Origin of the sequence: Flavobacterium dankookense, assembly GCF_004362665.1 — a bacterium.
Lineage (GTDB): Bacteria > Bacteroidota > Bacteroidia > Flavobacteriales > Flavobacteriaceae > Flavobacterium > Flavobacterium dankookense.
In genome coordinates, this window is record NZ_SNXR01000015.1 from 258880 (window position 1) to 284764 (window position 25885).

Sequence of the window (25885 nt, forward strand, 5' to 3'; positions counted from 1 at the left end):
ATTTATTATTCTTGACAATTCTAACAATTCTAATTGTCTAAAAATCTAACAATCCGTCTTCAACTATATTAGGGATGGTAACTTTTAATAAAGGTTGCGTTTCCATGGCTCTTTTTATGGCAAAAATGGCACCTTCATTTCTAGCCCAACTACGTCGCGAAATTCCGTTATTGACATCCCAGAAAAGCATTGACTGTAAACGTCTTGATGCTTCTTTAGTTCCATCAAGAACCATACCAAAACCACCATTAATAACTTCGCCCCAACCAACGCCACCACCATTGTGAATGGAAACCCAAGTAGCACCACGGAAACTGTCGCCAATAACGTTTTGGATAGCCATATCGGCAGTAAATCGTGAACCGTCGTAGATGTTTGATGTTTCTCTGTATGGCGAGTCTGTACCGGAAACGTCGTGATGATCGCGACCTAAAATGATATAGTCAATTTCGCCTCGAGCAATGGCTTGATTAAAAGCTTCTGCGATTTTAATTCTTCCTTCGGCATCGGCATAAAGTATTCTGGCTTGCGAACCAACTACTAATTTATTTTCTTGTGCGCCTTTTATCCATTGGATATTATCAGCCATTTGCTGTTGGATTTCTTCTGGAGAATTTTTCATCATTTCTTCCAAAACATCGCAAGCAATTTTGTCGGTTTTGGCTAAATCTTCGGGATTTCCTGAAGCACAAACCCAACGGAATGGTCCAAATCCGTAATCGAAACACATTGGACCCATAATGTCTTGAACGTAGCTATTGTATTTGAAATCGATATGATTTTCTGCAAAAACATCAGCGCCAGCTCGAGAAGCTTCTAGTAAAAATGCATTTCCGTAATCGAAGAAATACGTTCCTTTTGCAGTATGTTTGTTGATTGCATCTGCATGACGACGCAATGTTTTTTGAACTTCTTCTTTGAATTTATCAGGATTATTTGCCATTAAATCATTGGATTCTTCAAAAGTGTAACCAATTGGATAATATCCTCCAGCCCAAGGATTGTGCAACGAAGTTTGATCGGAACCTAAATCGATATGCAGATTTTCTTGGTCAAATCGTTCCCAAACATCAACTACATTTCCGAGATAGGCAATGGAAACAATTTCGTTGTTTTCTAATGCTTTTTTAACTCTTGGAACTAATTCGTCAATGTTTTCAATAATTTCATTTATCCAACCTTGTGAATGACGAATGTGAGTTATTTTCGGATTAACTTCTGCGCAAACAGTAACGCAACCTGCAATATTTCCAGCTTTGGGTTGTGCACCAGACATTCCTCCAAGTCCAGAAGTAACGAATAATCCACCTTTGGGTGATTTTTTTATTTTTCTGAATCCGTTTAAAACCGTGATTGTAGTTCCGTGAACAATCCCTTGCGGTCCGATGTACATGTAACTTCCGGCTGTCATTTGTCCGTATTGTGAAACGCCTAATGCATTCATTTTTTCCCAATCGTCCGGTTTTGAATAATTTGGAATCACCATTCCGTTAGTAACTACGACTCTTGGTGCTTCTTTGTGAGAAGGAAATAATCCCATTGGATGACCGGAATACATTGCTAAAGTTTGCTCATCGGTCATTTCTGCCAAATATTTCATGGTTAGTAAATACTGAGCCCAATTTTGAAAAACTGCGCCGTTTCCGCCATATGTAATTAGTTCATGAGGATGTTGCGCAACTGCATAATCCAAATTATTTTGTATCATCAACATAATGGCTTTTGCTTGTTCGGATTTTCCCGGATATTCCGAAATTGGTCGTGCATACATTTTGTAATCAGGACGTAAGCGATACATGTAAATTCTTCCGTAGGTTTCTAATTCGGCTTTGAATTCGGGAAGTAATTCGGCATGATGTTCTGGTTTAAAATAGCGCAAAGCATTTTTAAGAGCTAACTTTTTTTCCTCGTCAGATAGAATTTCTTTTCGTTTTGGCGCGTGATTTATTTCGACTTCGTAGGGTTTTGGATTTGGTAAAACCGATGGAATTCCTTGTAGTATTTGTTCTTTGAAGGTCATTTTATATTTTTTCTAAGATAATGTTAGGATTATTTTTTTTTAATTCGTCTAGAAATAACTCTTCATTTTCAGGAGTTATGTATAAATCGTTTCTATGTTTCGTAAAAATAATTAACCCGTTTGTAGATGTACCAAATTTATTAAATCCACTCCACATAGTTTCACCTTTTCTTATTTTATAAATTTTATTAATATCTGTTTTGTAGAGTGTAAAAATTATTTTTACTACAAGAAAATTTCCTTGGATACTAATTTTTAATTTTAGAATAGAAACAATTAAAATTGATATGATAAGAGTAAAAATACTTTCCATGACGATAAACGGATATAAACCATTTTTTGTCAATAACAAAGGTAAAGGCATAAGTAGCATAAATAGAAATAAAAAAATGTAAATCTTCTTAAATATTCCATTTATTTTTTTTGATTTATAGTCAATAATCATAGAATTTTGATGTTTTTAATGAATAGTAAGTTTAAACAGATTAGACAAGAGCTCACAAAGAATTAGCTTACTTCTTGATTGTGCCTGTTTTTTTATCAAAACCATACGGACAATGTCGGCAACCGCTTTTGCAACAATAACCACGTTTTAGATGGTATTTTTCGGTGAAACATCGATAACCTTCGGGCGTTAGATAATAATCTTCACCTTCTATTGGTTTTTTTTCGTTATTTTGGTCATTCATAGCTACAAATTTAAAGAGTTTATAACAAATGTTGATAATTGTTTCAAGATATTTAATACCAAAAGGTTTTAGAGGATTTACTTTTTTTCCTTTTGTTTTTTTGAAATATAGAAAAGATACAGCCAATGAAGTCTTACTTAATCATGAAAAAATTCATATTCAACAACAGTTAGAAATGCTTGTTGTTCCTTTTTTTATTTGGTACTTGTTAGAATACACATATCGTTTAATTCAATATAGAAATAGTCAAGACGCATATAGAAATATTTCGTTTGAAAGAGAAGCGTATGATAATGAAAAAGACCTCAACTATTTAAAGCTAAGGTCTTTTTGGCAGTTTTTGAAAAAACTTTGATTACTCTTGAAATTCTGTTTTTTTGATTTCAAATTCTTTTAAAGGTTCAATGTTTTTTTGCATAGAATTATTATTGGTTTGATATTCTTTTGATTGTTTGTTTAACACTTGCTTTTGGTTTTCAAAATTATTTTTGGTTACAACTTGTGTTTCAATTTCCGTTGGTTTTAGAATACTTTTTTCTTTTAATTCTGGCATACGAATATCTTCTTTCCCTTTCCAGATTGCGTAAATGCTGAACTGAACAATTCCATTACTATTTCCACCTAAATCTTCAAGAAGAAATGATTTTTCAGTTTGATTTCGGGTAATTTTTATAGATCCTAATGTGTTTTCTGCACCTTGTACAAAAACTTTGAAAGGTTTGCTATCTGAAATTGTTTCAGTAAAAAGAGGATCAAGTTGTACTGTTGCTTTTCCGTTAACTAATTGTACTTCTCCCATGTCAAAAAACCAATTTTCTGTTGCCTCAGGAGCAAACATAATTCGTTCACCTTGAGAGGTTTTCATGGTTGTAGAAACAGAACCACCACCAGTTCCTAATATTTTGTAATTTACACCTCCAACTCTTGCTCCAACATAAACGTTATCTAAAGTGCTTCCGCCAGAAGTATAGTTTCCAGTTAAAACAGCTCTGTCAGTTGCGTCATTTGCTACATCAGTTATGGTCGAAATACCTGTAATTGCCCATTGAAGTCCAGTAAATGCTCCTCCAGCGCCATTAGCTAAAGTAGAAATGGCTACATTATTTCCAGCTCCAGCTATTCCGATTCCGCTTGCGGTATTTGTACCAAAAGAGACAGAGCCATAGTTAGTTCCTGTAAATGCACCGCCACTTCCGTTAGTCAGATATAAAGCTGTTCCATTATTACCACTTCCAAATACTCCTGTTCCTGAGGTGTTTGTGTTTGTACCAAAAACACCAGAACCACTTGCTCCTGAACCTTCGCCATAAACTCCATCTGAAGCTGTTCCACTTGCTAATCCAACTACACCTGCTGCAGTGTTTCCTGTTGAATTTCCAATGACGCCGATTCCTGTTGCACCAGTACTTGAACCTGACATTCCAACACCTGTTGCATTATTGTTAATTCCTCGAACTCCAATTGCGGTTGCCCCACTTGCAGTTCCAAGAACACCATTTCCTGATGTTCCGGTAGTTTCTCCACTAACTCCATTGGAATTATTTCCTGTTGACGAACCATAAACTCCAATTCCTGTAGCATTATTATTTAATCCCCAAACTCCATATCTGTTTGCTTGATTTGCTTCACCAAAAACGCCAGTTCCACTTACTCCAGAGGATTGACCTAAAACTCCAATTCCATTTCCACCAGATGAATTTCCAAAAACGCCACGACCATTTAATCCATTTGAAGTTCCATAAGTTCCAACTCCATTGGCTACATTTCCAACTCCAAAAACTCCTGCGCTAGTTGCACTTGTGCTTGTTCCATAAACTCCAGCGCCAGTTCCTGTATTTTGACCAAAAACAGCTAGACCATTTCCAGTATTTGAACCAAAAACACCAACGCCATTTGATGTTGAGTATCCATTAATTGCATAGTCACTTGTTGTAGTGTTGTAAACGCTAAACCTGTCTGTTGCTGCTGGAGCTGCAATATTATTTATAACTACTTGTCCATTGGCTAAAACTCTAATTCTTTCTGTACTTGCTGTTGATAATTTCAAAGCAACTGCATCAGTTGTTCCAATAAAATTTGCTGCACCTGTTCCCGCATTTCCAGTTATTGTCCAATCGTTAGAGTTGACAGTAATAAAAGGCGTCCAAGATGTTGCATTCCAATAATAAAATCCAGGAACGACGTTGTTTGGAGCTACACCACTTGTTGCGGTATTATAAACTAATAATGATGTTGCAGGTGCGGTTATTGGTCCAGCAGCATTTCTTGCTGTAAGCGCAACTCTTGGAATTAAAAGTCCTTTATCTGTAGCGGTTATGTCCATTTTTGCAGAGGCATTTGGTGTTACACCAATACCAACATCGCCATCAGCTTCAACTCTCACTTTTTCAGTTCCAGCAGTTGCAATATTTAAAATATCACCGCCAGCACTAAATATTCCAGTATTTGTATCAGCACCGAAAGAATAAAATGGAGCATTAGCAGTTCCAAGATTTAGCGCATGAATTTGATTAGCATTTGGAATTCTGAGGCGAGCATTTCCATTGGTCGAAAAATCTAAAGCATCATTTCCTGAACTGAATATTCCAGTATTTGTATCAGCATTAAATGAGTAAAAGGGGTCATTATTTGTTCCTCTATCCATCGCAAGGATTTGATATTCGTCGGGAATTCGTAACCTAGATTCTCCCCAAGTTGCAAAATCTAATGTATTTTCTCCTGAGCTAAACATACCAGTATTTGTGTTTATATCTTGTTGGAAAGAATAGAAGGGTTCGTTTTCAGAACCTCGATTCATAGCTAATACCTGAGTATTAGTGATTCTGAAACGGCTATCACCTTGTGTTGAAAAATCTAATATGTTTGGATTAGAACTATACATTCCAGTATTTGGATCTGCAGAAAAACTATAGAACGGTAAGTCATCAGTTCCTCTCGATAAAGCATGAACTTGATTAGCATTAGGAATTCTAAATCGGGAAGTTCCACCAGTAGTAAAATCTAAAGCATCGGATCCAGAGCTATACATTCCAGTATTTTGATCTGTTTGAAACGAATACGTAGGTAATGCTGTTGTACCCAATGAATAAGATTGTAATTGACCTAAGTTAGCATTTGAAATATTCCATCGGTCAATATTATTTGTTTTAATTCTAATGTCAACAGCATTTATTGTTCCAAGAAAGTTTGTTCCTGGAGTTGTACCATTATTGCCAGTTAAAGACCAATCTGAGCTTACTCCAGAATTTATTGGAACCCAAACAGTACCATTCCAATAATAAAAACCGTTTGGTGCAAAACCGTTATTATAAACCAATAGCGATAATGCAGGTGCAGTAATTGTTGCTGTATCTGTTACACTTAATAATCCAACTCTTGGAATTAATAATCCTTTGTCGGGAGAAGTGATATCAAGTATTGATGAACCAGATGGATTAGTCGTACCAATTCCAACCTGACCAAAAGTATTGCAAAAATTTAAATGCAATACAACAATAAAAAAAAAGTAGTATAGCTTTCTCATGATGTTTTGTTTTATTCAAAATTACTATATAATGGATTGTAAGTGTTTGAAAATCAGTTAAAATGCTTTTATAGCCGATAAAGTGTCGTTTTTTTAATTATTGTGCATTTCATCAAATTTTTTTGCATTTGAGGTGTAAAATTTAGATAGATAAATACTTATTAAGTAATTTGTATTTATATCTTTGTATCTCAAAATCAGAAAGTCATGAAAAAATTATATATTTTACTCTCAACAGTTATTTTTTTAAATTCATTTGATGTAGAAGCCCAACTATTTGTTAGTGATAGTTATGTGTATGTTGGAAATCAGTATTTGTATGTAAAACAGAATATTGAACTCGAAACAGATGGTAATATCTTGTTAAGAAGAGAAGGACAGCTTTTACAAGGAACAACAGCAGGTTCTGCAAATGTTGGAGTTGGAAAACTTTCAACCTATCAAGAAGGAACTTCGGATAATTTTGCATTTAATTATTGGTGTTCACCAGTTGGAAACGCATCAAATAGTATAGGAAATGAAAATTTTGGAATTACAATGTTAGAACAACCAACATCGGTTGAAAATAGTAATCCTGCAATCATCTTACCTATGAGTGCTACTAATAGTATTTCTAGTCCATTATCTATAGCTCCAAGATGGATTTATAAATTTACACCGATTATCAATAATGCTCAGATTTATGCAGATTGGATTACTGTTGGTTCGACTTCAACCATTGGAGCAGGACAAGGATTTACAATGAAAGGAACTGGATATGGAGCATTAGATGGATATACACCTACAGGCGAGTCGGCACCAAATAATCCTGGTGGAGCACAACGATATGATTTTAGAGGAAAACCAAATGATGGGAACATTACTATTGATGTGGCTGATGATAAATTTACTTTAACAGGAAATCCTTATCCATCTGCAATTGATTTGTCTGATTTTTTGACAGACAATTTAAATTGTACAGGTATTGCTTATTTTTGGGAACATGATAAAAATGCAAATTCTCATATAATTTATCAATATCGAGGTGGTTACGGCATTTATTCTCCTATCTCTCGTAGTGGAACAGGGATGTATATACCGCCAGCTTACAGTGCATACGACATTAGTGGAAATCCAACAGGTGTTACTGGTGCACCACCATCACCACTAGGACCATCTTCGAGATATTTTTCACCTGTTGGACAAGGATTTATGATTGAAGGAAATGGTGTAGGAAGTACGGTTTTAATGAGAAATGATTATAGAGTTTTTACTAAAGAAAATTCAACAACATCTGTTTTTGAAAGAAATGCTGAAAACTCAGAAGCTAATGAAAATGAGTTTTTACCTTACACTCCTTCTGTTTCTGGATTTGATTACACAACAGTAAGAAAGGGTGAAGTTCCTCATATCAAAATCAATACTTTGATAAACGGTCAAGGAATTAAACAAATTGCTGTAGCTTTTGATGATGAAGCTACTGATGGAATGGATCATGCAAAAGATGCAAAAAATCCAAACGGAAATGCAATAGACGTTAATTTTGTTGTTGAAACTAATAATTGTGTATTATCTGTTATTCAATTTGATGAAAGCAAAAGATTACCATTGTCGATAAAGTCTAATGCTAATGCCACTTTTACTATGAAAGCTGTAGACTTTGTTAATTTTAACCAAGCTGAGAATGTTTACCTATATGATGCAGAAACAAATTTATATCATGATATAAAAAACAGTCAATATGATTTTGTATTACCACAAGGTGAATTCAATGATAGGTATGAGATTACATTTAGAAATAGCACACTTTCTATTGATGATAATGTGAAATTAAATATAGGTATTCATCAAAACAATGCTATAAAATCTTTGGTTGTTTCTAATCCTAATTTAATTGATTTGAAATCGGTTTCACTTTATGATTTAACTGGAAAAAGAATATTTGAAAAGAATAATCTTGGACCACAAGAAAAACATGAGTTTTCAACATCATCAATTGCTGAAGCAGTTTATTTAGTTGAATTAATTACTTCTGAGAATAAAAAAGTTACTCAAAAAATAATAGTTACTCAGTCTAAGAACTAATTTCATTTTAAAAAATATAATAAAAAACCTTAACAATTTTGTTAAGGTTTTTTTATTTGGCATTTAAGATTAAAATGGATAATGGTTTAACTCTTTAATTGACTTGAAAATTCTAATTTAGTAAATTACTTTCTTTGTTACTATAATTCCATTTTCAAGTTTAATCTTTAACAGTAATGAAGTGTTGCTTTTTGCGATAGAATTAATTATGACGTTTTCTCTATCAATGTTATTGATAGCTTCTATTTTTTGACCTAGGATATTAAATACTTCTATAGAATCTATTACTTCATTAGAAACAATATTAATTTCATTTTTAGTAAAAACAATAACTTCATTTTTACTTGATATTTCTCCGATGGATAATGTTGAATTTCTGTAAATGATTTCAAATCTATTATTGAACATTCCGTTAGATGAATAAAATTGATATGGGTTAGCTTTAATATCGTGAACTGTATTCAATAAATTATCTCTCAGATATATTTCATGTGAATTGAATATACCATCAACTCCAGCAATAGCGATAGTATGGTTTCCTGCGGTTTGTATAACAATACCAATTGGAACAACGTCATTTTCATCAAAAGGAAGTTCTTTTCCTTGAATTAAATATTTATCATTATTTGATAATGTATATATTGTCATTAGTCCTATATTTTGAGTTAAACAATCATAAAAATGATCTAGATTGTTCGTTGCTCCTTCTATATATCCGAATAATGTTCTTTCAGATTTATTAGTTGAATTTATAATATCCAACCAAATTCTGTTTTTTTCTAATTGATTGACATTTACATTGATGTCATTGTTTTGAGTAGGATTTTCAAATCTAAAGAAATAATCATTTGGATAGGATGCATTTCTTAATCCGTTGTTGAACGCTACAACATCACTACCTTCTGGTCCATCCAGCATTTGAACCATAAATCCTTGTCCAGCACCAATAAATAAATCATCCTCTGCAGCTGGACAACAACTTGTTCCAGTAAAAGTATATGTCAAATAGTCGCCAGGTGTGTAATTATAACCAAAAGAGTCGTAAAAAGGGTTTGTGTTGTAAATTGGAAGATTTCCATGTGTCCATAATCTAACATTCCCTAATATTTTTGTTCTGTTATTGAATAAAAACTGACTAGCACGAATAGAAGAAGGATAAGGATTACCTATTAAGTTCCAATTATCGCTGAAATTTGATATTTCTATTCCATTCGCGCCAAAATGTGGTAATGGGTTTTCGTCATCACCTCTTGAAATTTGCGTAAATATGTCACCATTATTGGCTACTCCAGTAAATGTGCCAACTAGAATGTTTGGAGTTGTGTTATTAAATCCAGAAGTGCTTGGACCTCTAATAATATATCCTTTACCTCTTGTCATTGTTGTTGTGCTTGGAACTGTCCAATTTCCTTGAGTATTATTAGGGTTATCAATTGTTGGATTCCACTGATAAATTGGTCCAGAAACAATAGGTGATGTTATACCACTAAAGACTTGATTAAATACTGGTGATGACCAATAAACATAGTCTAACGTTCTTATGTTTGCTTCTCTTTTATAAGTTATGTTTCCTGTGTTAGTAACATTGTTTATTTGAACTAAACTTGCATCATTATTGATTAAAAAAGTACCTCCAGTGTTAACATCTACAAAATCAGTAACTGTTATACTGTTGTTAGAATTAACAGTTAAAATAGCGTTATTGTGAATTGTTAGAGTTCCAGCCAATCCATTATAATTTGTTCCTGAAATTATTGGGTCATTTACTGTATTTGGTATCGTTACACAATCTGAACCGTTTGGAATCCCAACAGGTATCCAGTTGTTTGGCTTGTTCCAATCAAAATCTACGGAACCATTCCAAACTTTATCTGGATTGACAGTTACAGTAGTTTGATCTAATTCTGTAATAGTTCCACCAGTACACAAATTATAAGTTACTTGTGCAGTGTAGGTAGTTGTAGTTGTTGGACAGACACTCAAAACATCTGTAGTTCCAATAGCTGGTCCTGTTATTCCAGCACCTTCATACCATGTGATTGAAGTTAAAGTATTTCCGCTTGGAGTAAATCGCCATGCTTCGTTACTTGTAGCCCAATTGGTATCCAATCCATTTCTGCCAGGAGCAACAGTTGCAAGCGTTCCTGCAGCATTTTGAAGACCAATAATTGCATTACCGTCATTCCAGTTTGTTGAACCATTAAACTCAATGTTTTTTTCTTTAACATATACTTCAATAATGTTTGTATTTTCATAAAGAACAATCATACCAGAATATAAAATACTATTTGTTCTAAACATTGGAACATTACTCCATGCAGCAACCAAAGCTCTACAACCAGTGTCTAAAGTAATGAGTTCCCAGCCAACTTCACCACCTTTACTCGGATCAATATCATGATAAACGCCGTAGATAGTGTTTGCAAATAAAGCGCCAACTGTGCTAGGCAAATTATTACTAAAAGAATAACCCGTTGCTCCACCAGGAGTTCCAGTATTAAAAGTAATCATTCCGTTTGATCCAACTAAACAAGAATTATATGTATTTCCATAAAAACAAAAGTTAAAAGGAAGGTTTACAATTGGTGACCATACATCGTCAATATTAACACTCACAGGATTCGCCAAACACTCAAAATTATATGGTGGTGGATTATAATTTATTTGTTCTACTGAATAAGATGTAGTTTCGCCAACAACTAAATAACTTGCTTCAAGTTCAACACAGCTCGAAGCATTACAAGCATCTAAAGGATCTGGATCAGCACCAATAAGCCCTAAACCACCAGTCACAATTACAGGACAACCCGCAGTAGTATTTCCTTGACCATTTCCGGGAGTACAAGGTGTGCTTAAACAAATACCAAAAGTACCCGGATTGTCATTATTGGTTTCCCAAAAACGAATGTATAATATATTTCCAGGCGTTTGACCAGTTAAGTTTAAATAAGGCATTGCACCATTAACGCTACTATCGTTATCACATTGAATTAATGTTAATCCTGTACATGTTCCAGAATAAACTGCCAATCCACCATCTAAAACCTGACCGATTTGTGTATCTATTCTAACAATTCCATTGGCAGGAACTGTGGTTGTAAACCATACATCACCACTAGTATAACTTGCACAACCTGGCGCAGGAACTCCAGGACTTGCAGTAGCTGCTAATGTGGTAAAACTTTGAAAGCTACAAGTTGTATTTGTATTCAAATCTATAGCAGAACAAGGATTGTCATTTATTGGCGGATTTGGTGTTGTAACACAAATTCCAAATGTGCCATTGTTGTCGTTTCCATATTCCCAAAATCGAATGTAAATAGTACTTCCTGGGGTTTGATTTATTAATCTTAAAAAAGGCATTGCTCCATTGGCGCTATCATCATCATCACATTCAATTAATATTAATGAACCACAAACTCCTCTGTAGGCAGCCACTCCGCCATCTGTTACAACACCTTGAATTGTATCAATGAGCAATATTCCATTTGCTGGAACAACCGCACTAAACCAAACATCTCCACCAGAATAGGATGCACAACCTGGTGCAGTTTCGATACTGGCTGTTGCACCACTTGTAGAATAAGTAGCATAAGTACAAACACTTCCTGTAGGTGTTAATGATATAGCACCTAAACAATTATCGTTTATTGGTGGTGGTATAGGACAAGTAATACTAAAGCTTACGCTTCCGCCTGTATTACTTTCTGGGTCTAAAAGAAAAAAATATTGTGTTCCTGCTGTAAGTGTAAATCCTAAACTCGAACTTGCTCCAAATATATCATCGATACAAGTCCAGCCAGTAGCACTACATCCTAAACTTGCTAATTTATATTGATAATCAATAAAAGTGAAAGAACTAGTTTGATTTATAGTATAAAGTCCTGTAACAGTTGGAGTAAAACTATAAATTAATTCATTTCCGGGAGTTGTAAATCCACAAGCTGATGTCGAATATGTTCCGGTTCCAGCGGGGATTGTCACAGAAATAGGTGTATTACAAGCTGTAATAGTAGTTATGCTTGAACATGGATTGGGTGGAGTTGTAACACAAACACTAAAAGTTCCTTGTCCGGTTGAGTTTCCAAAACTATAAACTCGAACAAAATAAGTTGTTGATGGGGTTAATCCTGATAATGCAATGGTTTCTGCTCCGCTAAAAGTTCCGTCAACACACGAAACACTTGTCAAACTTCCACAACTTCCACTAAAAACTTCTAAAACAGCATCAGATAATGATCCAGGAGTTACGGTTATTGTATGTGCTGTGCTTGTAGCTACGAAACTATACCAAACATCATCATCGGCTGCGCCAAGGCAACCTGTTTGAGATTGGGTTGCATTGATGGTTGTTCCAGACGAATTTGTAGTACATGTTGCTGTTGGATTTACTGTTAAATTTGTTGCTCCTGAACAATTATTATTACTTGGTGGTGTTGAAACACATAAACTAGAAATATTTATATTTCCAGCATTACCTACGTTGGATGCTTTAATAAAATAAGTTCCTGCAGGAAGTGAATTATATTCTATAATTTCAGTTTGAGCGCTATTATTGTTAACAGTATTTGCACATGCCAATTCAGATAAAGTTCCTCCACAAGTTCCATTTATAAGTTGTAAATATAAATTTCTGTTATTGTTTGTTGATGTTCCTCTAATTACTATATTTTGCGGACCAGTAGCTAAAGTAAATGTGAACCAGCTTTCTCTATTGAATGTTCCAGGACAATTAACACCAACATTTGGAGCATTTGGTGAAGTGTCTGAGGCGTTGATTGCTCCACAAGTTCCGTTCAAAGTGATTGGCAAAGCTGTTGAACATGATGTTTGAGAAAAACATACACTATAAAAAAGCAATAAACCAAAAAATAATAAATGATTTAAAAATCTTGAATGCTTTTTCATTCTATTTTTGAATTTGTATTTTTTTATCATATGCGTTTTAAATTTAACTTGAATAGTTTATAAAAGCACAATTATAAATTAAATGATATTTAATTATTTAGATTTAAAATGTTAACAAAACAGTTGCTTATTAACACTATTTTTTCTTTTTTTAAAGAAAAAAACCATAAAACCTAAAAACTTCATTATCAAATTAAAAAAAAATGTTAAGATAATAAACTATTTGAACGTAGAAAAGTAAATAAAGTCGATATAATACATCTTTTTATAAAAAATTTAATTTACATTTAATAAAATTAAACATTAAAAAATTAAATAAAACATTGGATATTCAGTTACAAAAAATAGTCGAGTTTAAAAATCAAATATCACTCTTTATTAAACGTGAAGATTTAATACATCCAATCATTTCTGGTAATAAATTTCGAAAGTTGAAATACAATTTAACTGAAGCCAAGAAACAAAATCAGACAACATTGTTGACTTTTGGAGGAGCTTTTTCAAATCATATTTTGGCTGTAGCAGCTGCGGGAAAAGAATATGGTTTTAAGACAATTGGTATTATTCGTGGTGAAGAATTAGAGACTAAAATTGAAGCTAATCCAACACTGAAAAAAGCTCAGGAATTTGGAATGGTTTTTGACTTTATTTCAAGAGAAGAATATAGAACTAAAAACAATCCCGAATTTGTTAATAAAGTTGAAAAAAAATTTGGCAATTTTTATTTAATTCCAGAAGGTGGAACAAATGAATTAGCCGTTATTGGTTGTCAAGAAATTTTAACAAAAGTCGATGAAGATTTTGATTTTATTTGTTGTGCAGTTGGAACTGGAGGAACAATTTCAGGGATAATTAATAGTTCAAAAGATTGTCAAAAAGTTTTGGGTTTTCCGGCGTTAAAAGGTGACTTTTTACAAGAAGATATTCGTAAATTTGCAAACATGGATAATTGGGAATTGATAACCGATTACCATTTTGGTGGTTATGCAAAAATTGATGAAAAATTAATACATTTTATCAACGATTTTTATATGAAATATAGTATTCCTTTAGATCCAATTTATACTTCCAAAATGACTTTTGGAGTAATCGATTTAATTGAAAAAGGATATTTTCCGCCAAAATCAAAAATTTTACTCATTCATACCGGTGGTTTACAAGGTGTAAACGGAATGAATTCAGTTTTGAGAAAAAAAAATATAACCCAAATTAATATAAATGTATAAAAGATTTTTTTTAGTGTTTTTGTCGATTTTTGTTATTGCTTGTAGTTCCAATAAAACAGTAGTTAGAACTACCAAATCTGCTCCAACAAAACCACGAATAGCAACAGTACAAACTGCCCGAAAAACGCTTCAATCGACTTCGCATTCGCAAACAAAAATTGAAACTAAAAAGCCTTCAGATAATAATTCCACAAATAATTCTAGAGGTGAAATTGTTATTTTAGAAGCTACAACAAAAGTGAAAGTTACTACCGAATTGGTTTTGGCATACATCGATAGATACAAAGAAATTGCCAAAGATAATATGAATAAAAACGGAGTTCCAGCTAGCATTACTTTGGGACAAGCTATTTTAGAATCGGGAGCTGGAACAGGACCTTTAAGTGTTCAAGGAAATAATCATTTTGGAATAAAATGTCACAAAGAATGGACTGGCGCAAGTATCCGCCATACCGATGATGAAGAAAATGAATGCTTTAGAAAATATGACGATCCAAGCCATTCGTTTCGTGATCATTCCTATTTCTTAGTAAGTCGTCCACGATATGCCGATTTGTTCAAGCTAGGAAAAGATGATTATAAAGCTTGGGCAAAAGGTTTAAAAGCTGCAGGTTATGCAACAGACCCAAAATATCCTGATAAATTAATCAGTTTGATAGAACGTTATCAATTGCAAAAATACGACGCTGAGGTTTTAGGAAATGAGTTTATTCCAAATTCCAAATCTGAGCCAATTGCCTACAATGATGAATCTAAATACACTGTTGTGAAAGGCGATACGTTGTATTCAATCTCAAAACGATTTAATATTTCGGTTGATGATTTAAAAAAGAAAAACAACCTTACCGATAATTCACTTTCATTAGGACAAAGTATAATTATCAAATAATTTCAAAAAATGATATACCAAAGAAGCAGTCAGCTTTTTGCTGAAGCAGAAAAAGTAATTCCTGGCGGTGTAAATTCCCCAGTTAGAGCGTTTAAAGGAGTTGGAGGAACTCCAATTTTTGTAAAAAGTGCAAAAGGTGCCTATCTTTATGATGAAGATGATAATCGATTAATTGACTACATCAATTCTTGGGGACCAATGATTTTAGGTCATGCATTTGAACCTGTAGTTGCTGCAATAATCGAAAAAGCTAAAAAAGGAACATCTTTTGGAATGCCGACTGAACTTGAAACAAAAATTGCTGAATTAGCAGTTTCGATGATTCCAAATGTAGATAAAATTAGATTTGTAAATTCAGGAACAGAAGCTTGTATGAGTGCTATTCGTTTGGCAAGAGGTTATACAAAAAGAGATAAAATCATTAAATTTTCTGGATGTTATCACGGTCACTCCGACTCGTTTCTGATTGCCGCTGGAAGTGGTTTATCCACTTTTGGTGTGCCAAATTCTCCAGGAGTTACTCAAGGAACTGCGAAAGATACTTTATTAGCTAACTATAATGATGTCGAAAATGTAAAAGCATTATTCGAAGCAAATAGAAATGAAATTGCAGCCATTATAGTTGAACCTGTCGCTGGAAATATGGGTTGTGTACCACCAAAAGATGGTTTTTTACAATCATTAAGACAACTTTGTGATGAGAATAATACTTTGCTAATTTTTGACGAAGTGATGACGGGATTTCGCTTAGCTAAAGGTGGAGTTCAAGAATTATATAATGTCAAAGCAGATATAGCTTGTTTTGGTAAAGTTATTGGTGGTGGTTTACCTGTCGGTGCTTTTGCTGCTAGAAATGAAATCATGAATTATTTAGCGCCAATTGGACCGGTTTATCAAGCTGGAACTTTATCTGGAAATCCATTGGCTATGGCAGCAGGATTGGCAATGTTAGAAGCTTTGAATAATGACTCAGAAATTTTTAATCGATTAGATCAAAAAACGGTTTATTTAGAAAAAGGAATTCAAACTGTTTTGACTAAAAATAATATTGAATTTACCATAAATAGAGTAGGTTCGATGATTTCTGTTCATTTTGATAAAAATCAAGTTGTAGATTTTGAAACAGCAAAAAATGGAGATAACGAAACCTTTAAAAAATTCTTCCACGGACTGTTGAATGAAGGCGTTTACATTGCGCCATCTGCTTATGAAACTTGGTTTATTACTGATGCCTTGACTTATCAAGATTTAGATTTTACAATAAACGCAATAGATTTAGTTGCAAAGACATTATAAAAACAAAACCTCTCGTTTATTTAGGAGAGGTTTTATTATTTATGTATTATTATTGTTTAATTAATCTGTTTAGTAATTCAGGATTTTGATCTAATTTTTTCATTTGTTCAGCTGTAAGCCCAGCTCTTAATTTGGCTTCTATTGATCCAGCTAACTCAGATTTTCTCTCCGCTGTTAATCCTTCAGTAGTTAGTACTTTATATTTCTTTGTAAACAGTCTCGCAAAGGTTTCAAGATTTTTTTCATCTAAACCTAAATATTTAATAAGTTCAATAGCGTCATTTTTACCAGCAACTTCAGGAGGTAATTCTTTTCTTAATTTTTCGGTTTTTGCTATCTCTTCTTTGGATAAACCTTTCTTGTCTTGAGCATTAGCTCCTAATGTAAACGCGAGGCATAATGTTAAAACTGCGATTATTTTTTTCATTTTTCTAAGTTTTTTAGTTGAATTAATACGTCAAAGCTAATTTATTTTTAGTTCAACTCAAAATTTATTTTTTATTTTTACTCCTCTGAAGGTTTTTCTAATGATTTTGCTTTACGATTTTTCATCCTACTTTTCATTTTAGATTTTGCTTCATCGCGATTTTGTTCCCATTTTGAAAATTGTTCTGCAGTTAGAACTTTTTTCATCTCAGCTTTGTGAGCGATTTGTTCATCTAGCATTTGGTTTTTTAATGCAAACCTTTCATCAGCAGTTGGTTTTTGTCCCTCTACTTTTTTTGCTTTTAACTCTGCTTTTTTTGCCTCTCTTTTTTCAATTTGTTTTGACATAATTTTTTTAACTTCTACAATTTGTTTGTCATTCAAATCTAGTTCAAGTTTCATTCTCTTTACTTGTAATTCTACTTGTTGTTCAGGAGTTAATTGTTCTCTTTTTTCTCCTTTTTTCTGAGCAAATGTTGTTGTTCCAACAACTAATAATGCTAATAAAAATAATTTTTTCATAAATACTAATTAAGTGTTATGCAAATAAGAATAAGGATATTTAAAAAGGTTTAATTGTTAACAAAACATTTGCATTTGAAAAATTAAAAAGTCAAATAACCATACCAAGCACTATTACCACATTTTGCTCTTACAATATAATTTCCATCACTGATTTTAACTCTAAATGAAGTATCTAATTCGTAACAGTGTTTTTTTGTATTTCCAACTCCAGCACTAAGTAACTCTACTCTTTCAATGGTTTTTCCCGAGGAATCAATGGTTTGTAAAACTGGAATTCTACTGTTGTATAATATAGAAACCAATCCTTTATTTAGGTTTTTCGTATCGTTATAAATCAATGAAAGTTTGTTATTTTTTAAGAAATACAAACTGCTAAAAAATTCACCATTATCATTAATTGTTCCTGGTTCATCATTTTTAATGTCAGTAATCCAATCTAATTTTCCTGTGATTAAATCTACCATCGCAATTGTCATTCCAGCAGAATCATATTTATATTCATATTTAAAATCAAATGCTGCTGCGCCAGGTTGTTGAGGTAATCTCTTAGTTTCTTTATAAACTTGATCAAATAGTAACCATGTTTTATTTCCATCGACCAAAACATCTTTTATTAAAAAGTTTTTATATCTCTCGGTTGGATTTGAAACAAAATAATTCATTTCTCCTGAATTGGCATTGAATTTAGACGAAAAAATCCCCGTAGAAGGAGAAGATTGTCCATAGCTGACAGAAAAAAATCGAGCACTATCAGAATAAAATCCCTGCAAGTAAAAATTATCATCAATGAAGTGACCTTTAAATTGATTGATTTGCAAAATATCTTGTTCTAATTTTAAACTTTTTTCAGTTATTTTGTTTTCTTGAGTGTTCCAAAAATACAATGACATATAAGGTTTCATTTTTGGTAAATCGATATTTTTGACCATGAATACATTTCCTGAATTAGAAACATAAAGTGTGTTATCACCTGATTGTTTTGATGAAAAAGGAAATTCGTATTCAATTTCTTTTACTGTTTTTAATTTGTCATCCAAAAGACATAAAACAACTTTTTCATTCACTTTTTTGTCGTAGGATGGTTGTTTTAAAACTACATATAATTGTTTGTTTTCTGATTGTGCGACATAGAACTCACCCGGATTTGTACCGTTTTTTCCAGGCATTTTTGTCACCATTTGAATTCTAGATTTTGTCCTAGTATCAATATTTACTTTTTGGAAAAACAACTCGTTTTCTCTTGAAGTTTTGTTATATTCATCTAAAAAATGGATGTATTCTTTTCCAGACAAGCGAAACATAGTATTGAAAGTTAACATGTTTAAACCCATAACAGGTTGCTCTACAGACAATGTATTAGTGTCGTCTTTTTCGAAATCATCATTTGGAGAATAAATGTCAACCAAAACATCAGTATTGAACGTTTTTTCGTTATATTTTGACTTTACTTTAAATAATCGTCCCGACTCGTAAATGTGTTCTACATTAAACTCGGTTTCGTGTTCAATAGTTGTTGGTTCTATACTCCATTTAAAAGTGGGTTGAACTTGCGCAAAACTCGAAATACATAAAAGTAAAAGTGTAATGATTTTAATTTTCATGATGTTTTTGTTTAAAAAAAAATCTACTCAATTGAGTAGATTTTATATTGTTATTTCCCTAAGTATTCTACAATTTTAGCATCGCCATTAACTACTACTTTCATCAATCCATGTTTGCTAATTCCTTTGCTTGCAGTATCCCATTTTTTGCCACTTAAAGCCGATTTCTCTTTTAAATCACCAATCGAAATTCCTTCATTTGCTTTTAAGATTTCGATAATCCATTTTTCATCTTCCGTCAATTCGATTTGTTTTTTCTCTGGACGCATTTGAGGGAAAAACAACACCTCTTGAATAGAAGGATTATTGGTCAAGAACATGATTAATCTATCCATTCCAATTCCTAATCCAGACGTTGGCGGCATTCCATATTCTAAAGCTCTCAAGAAGTCTTCGTCTATAATTCCGTTAGCTTCATCATCACCTTTTTCAGATAATGCCATTTGCGCTTCAAATCGTTCGCGTTGGTCAATTGGATCATTCAATTCTGAGTAGGCATTGGCAATTTCTTTACCGCAAACCATCAACTCAAAACGCTCCGTCAATTCAGGATTGTCTCTGTGTGATTTACACAACGGCGACATTTCCTTAGGATAATCAGTAATAAACGTTGGCTGAATAAAATTTCCTTCACATTTAGCTCCAAAAATCTCATCAATCAATTTTCCTTTACCCATGGTTTCATCCACTTCAATTCCCATTGATTTGGCAGCTTCAAAAAGCTCTGCTTCTGTTTTTCCAGAAATATCAAATCCTGTAAAGTTTTTAATCGCATCGGTCATTCTAACTCGTGCATAAGGTGCTTTAAAACTCACTTTATGTTCGCCAAAAGTTGCGTCTGTAGTTCCGTTTACAGCCTTGGCACAATGTTCCAATAAGTTTTCGGTAAACTCCATCATCCAATTGTAGTCTTTGTAAGCTACATATATTTCCATTGCGGTAAATTCAGGATTATGTGTTCTGTCCATTCCTTCATTTCTAAAGTTTTTCGAGAATTCATAAACACCGTCAAATCCACCAACAATTAATCGTTTCAAGTACAATTCATTCGCAATTCTCAAATACAAAGGAATATCCAAAGCATTGTGGTGCGAAATAAAAGGTCGTGCCGCAGCGCCACCAGGAATAGCTTGTAAAATTGGAGTTTCAACTTCCATGTAACCAGCATCGTTGAAGAAACTTCGCATTGCAGAAAAAAGCTTCGTTCTTTTCACGAAAACTTCTTTCACATTTGGGTTTACCACCAAATCAACATAACGCATTCTATAACGCAATTCAGTATCGGTAAAAGCATCGTGTACTTTTCCTTCTACATCTACTCTTGGAAGAGGCAAAGGTCTAAGTGTTTTACTCAAAAAAGTAAAATTTTTAACCATTACACATTGAGCACCAACTTTAGTAGTAAAAAGTTCGCCTTCTACACCAATAAAATCCCCTAAATCAGTCAGTTTTTTAAAAACCTGATTGTAAAGCGTTTTATCTTCGTCTTCGCAAATTACATCTCGGTTAAAATACAACTGCATACGACCTTCACTGTCTTGTAACTCAGCAAAACACGCTTTTCCTTGGTCGCGAACACTCATCAATCTACCAGCAAGAACCACCTTTTTACCGTCTTCAAAATGTTCCTTCACCTGTTTAGAAGTGTCCTTTACAGGATATAAATCTGCAGGATAAGGGTTAATTCCAAGTTCGCGTAAACCGTTAAGTTTTTCTCGTCTAATGATTTCTTGTTCCGAAAGTTGCATAGTATTGTTATATTTAAGCGTGCAAAGATAATTGATTTTGTCCCAAGTTTCAAGTCCAAATTTTAATGTTTTTAGGAGCGAATCGTATAGGTTTTTCAGGACTCCATTTTCCCGCTTTCCGTTATATCCCGAATTCTCGGGATGCCACTTCAATCGGGGCTAAAGATTAGCGTCGAGTTTACTTATAAACTTTGTAACTTTGCAGCTTTAGAAGAATGATGAACAAAAATATCCATTTACAAGATTTAGGGAATAAAGATTATAAAGTAGCTTGGGATTATCAAGAGCAGCTTTTTAAGGAAATTGTTGATTTTAAAATTCATAAGAGAAGTAATCCAGAAACTGTTACTCCAAATTATTTTTTATTTGTAGAACATCCACATGTTTACACCTTAGGGAAAAGTGGCGATGTTTCTAATCTTCTTTTATCTGAAAAACAATTAGAAACAAAAGGAGCTACTTTTTATAAAATAAATCGTGGTGGCGACATCACTTATCATGGTCCAGGACAAATTGTAGGTTATCCAATATTAGATTTAGAAAATTTCTTTACAGATATTCATAAATATTTGCGCTTTTTGGAAGAAGTCATAATTTTAACACTTTCAGAATACAATATAATAGGTGTAAGGAGTGAAGGTGAAACTGGCGTTTGGTTAGATGTTGGAACTCCGTTCGCGCGAAAAATTTGTGCGATGGGAGTTCGAGCCAGTCGATGGGTTACCATGCATGGTTTTGCACTAAATGTCAATTCCGATTTAGGCTATTTCGATAATATAATTCCATGTGGAATAAAAGGAAAAGCGGTTACTTCTTTAAATGTTGAACTTGGAGTTAAAGAAGTAAATGAACAAGAAGTTAAAGAAAAAATTCTAAACCATTTTTCAAACTTATTTCAATCTACATTTATTTAAATTTTCAGATAACTTAAAAATCAATTTTTAATTGTTCTGGCAATAATCGGAATGACATTCTGTGGTATATAGTAGTTCCATATTTTCTGATTGCCTCTCTATGTTCCAATGTTGGATAGCCTTTATTTTTTTTCCAGTTGTACATTGGAAACTCTTCATGAATAGTGTTCATGTATTCGTCTCGATAGGTTTTAGCTAAAACGGATGCAGCAGCTATACTCATATATTTACTGTCTCCTTTAATTATAGTTGAATATGGAATATTGTTTACTGGTTTGAATCTATTTCCATCAACTATTATGTATAAAGGAGTAGGATTAAGTTTTAAAACACATTCTTGCATGGCCTTAATTGAAGCGTTAAGAATATTGATTTCGTCAATAATTTTTGGCTCAAGATGGGTAACTGAAAAAGAAATTGCTTTTTCTTCTAATATTGGTTTTAATTTTTCTCTTATTTTTTCAGAAAGTTGTTTCGAGTCGTTGAGTAAATCCAATTCAAATCCCTCTGGAAGTATAATTGCAGCAGCGGTGACTGGACCTGCAAGACATCCACGTCCAGCTTCATCCGTTCCACATTCTAAACCAAACTCTGAGAAATTAGATAGTAACATGTATGTTTTTTTTATAAAAATATAAAAATAGACGCAACCAAATAATAAATATTACATCAAATAATAAGTTATGTGTAAACAATTCAAATTTATTTTAGATTTATTTCTGTTAAAAAAGTATTATTCCGAAGTAATATTTGTTTTTTTAAGAAATAATTAAGAAGTTTGCGGAATAACTAACTCAAATAAAAATAATATGAGATCGAAGTTCAAATGGATTTTTTCGCTACTATTAGCGTTTTCAATGCAGCTTTCCTTCGCACAAGAGAAAACTGTGACAGGTGTTGTTACTGATAAACTTGGACCACTTCCTGGTGCCAATGTTGTCGTTAAAGGTTCAACCAATGGTGTGCAAACTGATTTTGATGGTAAGTATTCCATCAAAGCCAAAGCAGGCGATGTACTGCAAATTTCCTTTACTGGTTATGATGCCAAATCTGTAACAGTTGGTTCTGCTAATAGTTACAATGTTGTTTTGACTGAAGGTGTTGTGCTGGATGAAGTGGTTGTAGTGGGATATGGTACTTCGACTAAAGAACGATTTACAGGTACTGCTACAAAAGTTACAATGGAGAATATTGAGGCAAAAGCGGTTACTAACGTGTCTCAAGCGCTTCGTGGTGAGGTAGCTGGTGTTAACGTTGTTTTAGGATCTGGTGCTCCAGGAAGTGAAGCGACAATTCGTATCCGTGGATTTGGATCAATTAATGGTAACAGAAATCCATTGTATGTTGTGGATGGTGCTCCATTTAGTAGTGATATTTCGGCTATCAATCCAGCTGATATTGAGTCTATGGTTGTTCTAAAAGATGCTGCTGCAACCTCTATATATGGTTCCAGAGGTTCTAATGGGGTGATATTGATAACAACCAAACAAGGAAAGTCTGGTAAGTCTCAGATTTCGGTAGACTTTAAGACTAGTGTCAATTCAAATTCATTGCCTGCATATGATGTAATAACTTCACCTGAAGAATATATTGAGCTTTCTTGGAAAGCATTAAAAACTAAAGGAGCTCTATTAGGTGAGTCAAATCCAGCAGCATGGGCAAGTGCAAACTTGTATAGCGCTACTGGTGATGGAGAATCTATTAATAATGCTTACAATATTTGGAATGCTAGCGGTAATAGTCTTATAGATCCTTCTACAGGTAAATTTGCAAATGGTATTACAAGAAAATACACTCCAACTAAATGGTCTGATGCAGCTTTTGGTACAGGTTACAGAAGTGAGGCAAATTTATTATTTAGTGGAGGAAATGAAAAAACAAAATATGCAACTTCATTTGGTTTTGTTGAAGACCAAGGGGTAGTTACAAATTCGTCTTACAAGCGTTATACCACTCGTATTAATTTGGAGCACAAACCGAAAGAATGGTTGACTGCGTCTGGTAATATATCCTATACTGGCGCAAAATACACAAATTCTGGAAGTGATGAAGGTGAAGCAGGTTCTTCGGGAAATATTTTTGCATTAACGAGCACTACTCCAGCTATATATGATATTTTTTTAAGAGATACTAATGGAGATTTAGTTGAAGATCCAATATTTGGTGGAAATCAATATGATTATGGTGCTTTAACTGGAAGAAGAGCATGGAATAGTACGAATGCAATTGCTGATGCAAAGTATGATAGAGTTAGAGATTTGGCTACTACTTTATTAGGTAATTTCAACTTTAAAATTGATATTACTAAAGATTTGGCTTTTGAAACTAGATACAGTGGGCAATATCAAAATAATGATTATGCCTCAAGAAACAATCCATTTTATGGTGGAAGTGCAGAAGTTGGTGGTTCTTTGTTTAAGGATATCCGTACTAATAAAAATCAAAACTTTTTACAATTATTGCGTTACAGTAAAACATTTGGACGTCATAATTTAGAGACTTTTGTGGCGCATGAGTCAACTCAAAATGAGATTAACGTTATGACTGGTTCAGCACAAAATGCTGTTAACCCTTATACTTTTGACTTAGCTCAGTATACTACCGCAACAGGTAGAGCAGATTCATTCTCTCAGCGTTGGGCAATAGAAAGTTATTTTGCTCAACTAAACTATGATTTTTCCAAAAAATATTTTCTAACTGCTTCAGTAAGAAGAGACGGTTCTTCTCGTTTTATAAAAAATAAATGGGGAACTTTCGGTTCTGTTGGTTTAGGCTGGATAGCATCTAAAGAAAGTTTTTTATCAAATGTTAAAGCAATTGATTATTTGAAATTTAAAGCAAGTCTTGGTTCTATTGCTGACCAAGGAACTAATGTTCAGTATGGTTTCCAAACATATTCAATTGAGAATACAGTTGGTGGATTATATTCTTTTTTAATATCTAACACAGCTGCTAACAGAAATCAAACTTGGGAAAGTGCTGAAATATTACAAGTTGGTTTAGAGACTGTTTTATTTGGTAATTCTTTGGAAATAGATGTTGATTATTATGTTAAGAATACCAATAACTTATTCTTTAATCAGGCACAGCCAGGTTCGTTTGGATTTGCTACACTTCAGATTAATGATGGACAGTTGCGCAATAGCGGTTTAGAGTTTGATGTTTTAGGACACATTTTTAAAGCAAAAAATGCAGGTGATTTTTCATTGTCTGTTGGTGTGAATGGGGAAATTTTGGAAAACAAAATAACTCAAATGCCTAGAGGTTTAGATGGTGTAAGAAGGGTATTTGACACTGCTAATGAAATTTCTAAAGGTAGATCTCAATATGATTGGTTCATGAGAGAATGGGCTGGTGTTGATCCAGCTAATGGTTCTGCCCTATGGAATTTATATTATAATGATGTTAATGGAAATGGTATTTTTGATGATGGTAATGTTAATGTTATTCCTAACATGGTTAATTATTTAAGTCAAAACCCTGATGCAAACGTTCAAAAAACTACAACTTCAAATTATGCTCTTGCAACACAAAAGTATGTAGGAAAATCTGCTATACCAACAGTTAGAGGTGCTTTCAGAATCAATGCAGGCTTCAAAAATCTTGATTTAACGGCACAATTTGGTTATAGTTTAGGAGGTTATGCATATGACAGCGGTTATGCTTTATTAATGAGTAATAGAGGTTTGATAGGTGCTGACAATTTCCATACTGATATAAGAAAGGCTTGGTCACAACCAGGTGATGTAACGGATGTTCCTAGAACATCGGCTTCTTTCGATACAGATGTACAGTTTAGTGCAGAATCAACACGTTTCTTAATTAAATCTGATTATTTATCTCTTAATAATATACGTTTAGGCTATACTATTCCTAAAGATTTCTTGTCTAAGATGATGCTTTCAAATGTTAATTTATTCGTTTCAGGTGATAATTTATTTGTTCTTAGTGCAAGAAACGGTTTTAATCCTACTACTATTATTAGTACTACTAATACAGGTATATATACACCTATGACTACATTGAGTTTTGGTGCAAAAATTGAATTTTAAAAAA

At 33.3% G+C, this 25885-nt stretch carries 17 protein-coding genes; 7 read left to right on the forward strand and 10 right to left on the reverse strand.

Features of this window, described 5'->3' with window-relative positions; all coding sequences use genetic code 11:
• Positions 1–37: 37 nt before the first annotated feature.
• The 3 genes from BC748_RS11430 to BC748_RS14205 all read right to left on the reverse strand — a co-directional run bounded on the left by BC748_RS11430 (position 38) and on the right by BC748_RS14205 (position 2709).
• On the reverse strand, positions 38–2020 hold the full coding sequence (locus tag BC748_RS11430; RefSeq protein ID WP_133533624.1) for a urocanate hydratase: 1983 nt from the start codon (positions 2018–2020) through the stop codon (positions 38–40).
• Between the two features lies 1 nt (position 2021).
• Entirely contained in the window at positions 2022–2465 is a 444-nt protein-coding gene (locus BC748_RS11435; RefSeq protein WP_133533625.1) for a PH domain-containing protein, read from the reverse strand.
• 67 nt (positions 2466–2532) lie between these two features.
• The gene (locus BC748_RS14205; RefSeq protein WP_162846457.1) at positions 2533–2709 is read right to left on the reverse strand and encodes a C1orf53 family protein; all 177 of its coding nucleotides are present in this window, start codon (positions 2707–2709) and stop codon (positions 2533–2535) included.
• Between the two features lie 28 nt (positions 2710–2737).
• Between BC748_RS14205 and BC748_RS11440 the strand changes: the two genes are divergently transcribed.
• Complete coding sequence (locus BC748_RS11440; protein ID WP_133533626.1) at positions 2738–3064, forward strand: hypothetical protein; 327 nt, start codon at positions 2738–2740, stop codon at positions 3062–3064.
• On the opposite strand, the gene BC748_RS11445 is transcribed toward BC748_RS11440, so the two are convergent.
• Positions 3065–6232 carry a beta strand repeat-containing protein gene (locus tag BC748_RS11445; RefSeq protein ID WP_133533627.1) on the reverse strand — a complete coding sequence of 1056 codons (3168 nt, stop codon included), beginning with the start codon at positions 6230–6232 and terminating at the stop codon, positions 3065–3067. It abuts the gene before it with no gap.
• Between the two features lie 207 nt (positions 6233–6439).
• Between BC748_RS11445 and BC748_RS11450 the strand changes: the two genes are divergently transcribed.
• On the forward strand, positions 6440–8296 hold the full coding sequence (locus BC748_RS11450; protein WP_133533628.1) for a T9SS type A sorting domain-containing protein: 1857 nt from the start codon (positions 6440–6442) through the stop codon (positions 8294–8296).
• A 117-nt stretch (positions 8297–8413) separates the two neighbouring features.
• On the opposite strand, the gene BC748_RS11455 is transcribed toward BC748_RS11450, so the two are convergent.
• Positions 8414–13204: a pre-peptidase C-terminal domain-containing protein gene (locus BC748_RS11455; RefSeq protein ID WP_133533629.1), complete on the reverse strand. Its 4791-nt coding sequence runs from the start codon at positions 13202–13204 to the stop codon at positions 8414–8416.
• 329 nt (positions 13205–13533) lie between these two features.
• Between BC748_RS11455 and BC748_RS11460 the strand changes: the two genes are divergently transcribed.
• From BC748_RS11460 to hemL, 3 genes are read left to right on the forward strand one after another with little or no spacing between them, the layout of a single operon-like run.
• Complete coding sequence (locus tag BC748_RS11460; protein ID WP_425459553.1) at positions 13534–14430, forward strand: 1-aminocyclopropane-1-carboxylate deaminase/D-cysteine desulfhydrase; 897 nt, start codon at positions 13534–13536, stop codon at positions 14428–14430.
• Complete coding sequence (locus BC748_RS11465) at positions 14423–15319, forward strand: glucosaminidase domain-containing protein (protein WP_133533631.1); 897 nt, start codon at positions 14423–14425, stop codon at positions 15317–15319. Before BC748_RS11460 ends, BC748_RS11465 begins: the two co-directional genes overlap by 8 nt.
• Before the next feature lie 9 nt (positions 15320–15328).
• Complete coding sequence (hemL, locus tag BC748_RS11470) at positions 15329–16615, forward strand: glutamate-1-semialdehyde 2,1-aminomutase (protein WP_133533632.1); 1287 nt, start codon at positions 15329–15331, stop codon at positions 16613–16615.
• Between the two features lie 49 nt (positions 16616–16664).
• Here the strand turns inward: hemL and BC748_RS11475 are convergent, their stop codons facing one another.
• From BC748_RS11475 to lysS, 4 genes are all read right to left on the reverse strand, one after another.
• On the reverse strand, positions 16665–17042 hold the full coding sequence (locus tag BC748_RS11475; RefSeq protein ID WP_133533633.1) for a hypothetical protein: 378 nt from the start codon (positions 17040–17042) through the stop codon (positions 16665–16667).
• A 77-nt stretch (positions 17043–17119) separates the two neighbouring features.
• Positions 17120–17563: a hypothetical protein gene (locus BC748_RS11480; RefSeq protein ID WP_133533634.1), complete on the reverse strand. Its 444-nt coding sequence runs from the start codon at positions 17561–17563 to the stop codon at positions 17120–17122.
• Between the two features lie 83 nt (positions 17564–17646).
• Positions 17647–19167 (reverse strand): hypothetical protein, encoded by a 1521-nt coding sequence (locus BC748_RS11485; RefSeq protein WP_133533635.1) that lies wholly within the window; start codon positions 19165–19167, stop codon positions 17647–17649.
• A 50-nt stretch (positions 19168–19217) separates the two neighbouring features.
• Positions 19218–20915 carry a lysine--tRNA ligase gene (gene lysS / locus BC748_RS11490; protein ID WP_133533636.1) on the reverse strand — a complete coding sequence of 566 codons (1698 nt, stop codon included), beginning with the start codon at positions 20913–20915 and terminating at the stop codon, positions 19218–19220.
• A gap of 218 nt (positions 20916–21133) precedes the next feature.
• Between lysS and lipB the strand changes: the two genes are divergently transcribed.
• Positions 21134–21829, forward strand: a complete 696-nt coding sequence (gene lipB, locus BC748_RS11495; RefSeq protein ID WP_133533637.1) for a lipoyl(octanoyl) transferase LipB — start codon at positions 21134–21136, stop codon at positions 21827–21829.
• Between the two features lie 13 nt (positions 21830–21842).
• Here lipB and BC748_RS11500 read toward each other — a convergent pair whose 3' ends face one another.
• Positions 21843–22442, reverse strand: coding sequence for a ribonuclease HII (locus BC748_RS11500; protein WP_133533638.1), 600 nt, complete (start codon positions 22440–22442; stop codon positions 21843–21845).
• A 196-nt stretch (positions 22443–22638) separates the two neighbouring features.
• Between BC748_RS11500 and BC748_RS11505 the strand changes: the two genes are divergently transcribed.
• Entirely contained in the window at positions 22639–25881 is a 3243-nt protein-coding gene (locus tag BC748_RS11505; RefSeq protein ID WP_133533639.1) for a SusC/RagA family TonB-linked outer membrane protein, read from the forward strand.
• Positions 25882–25885: the final 4 nt, after the last annotated feature.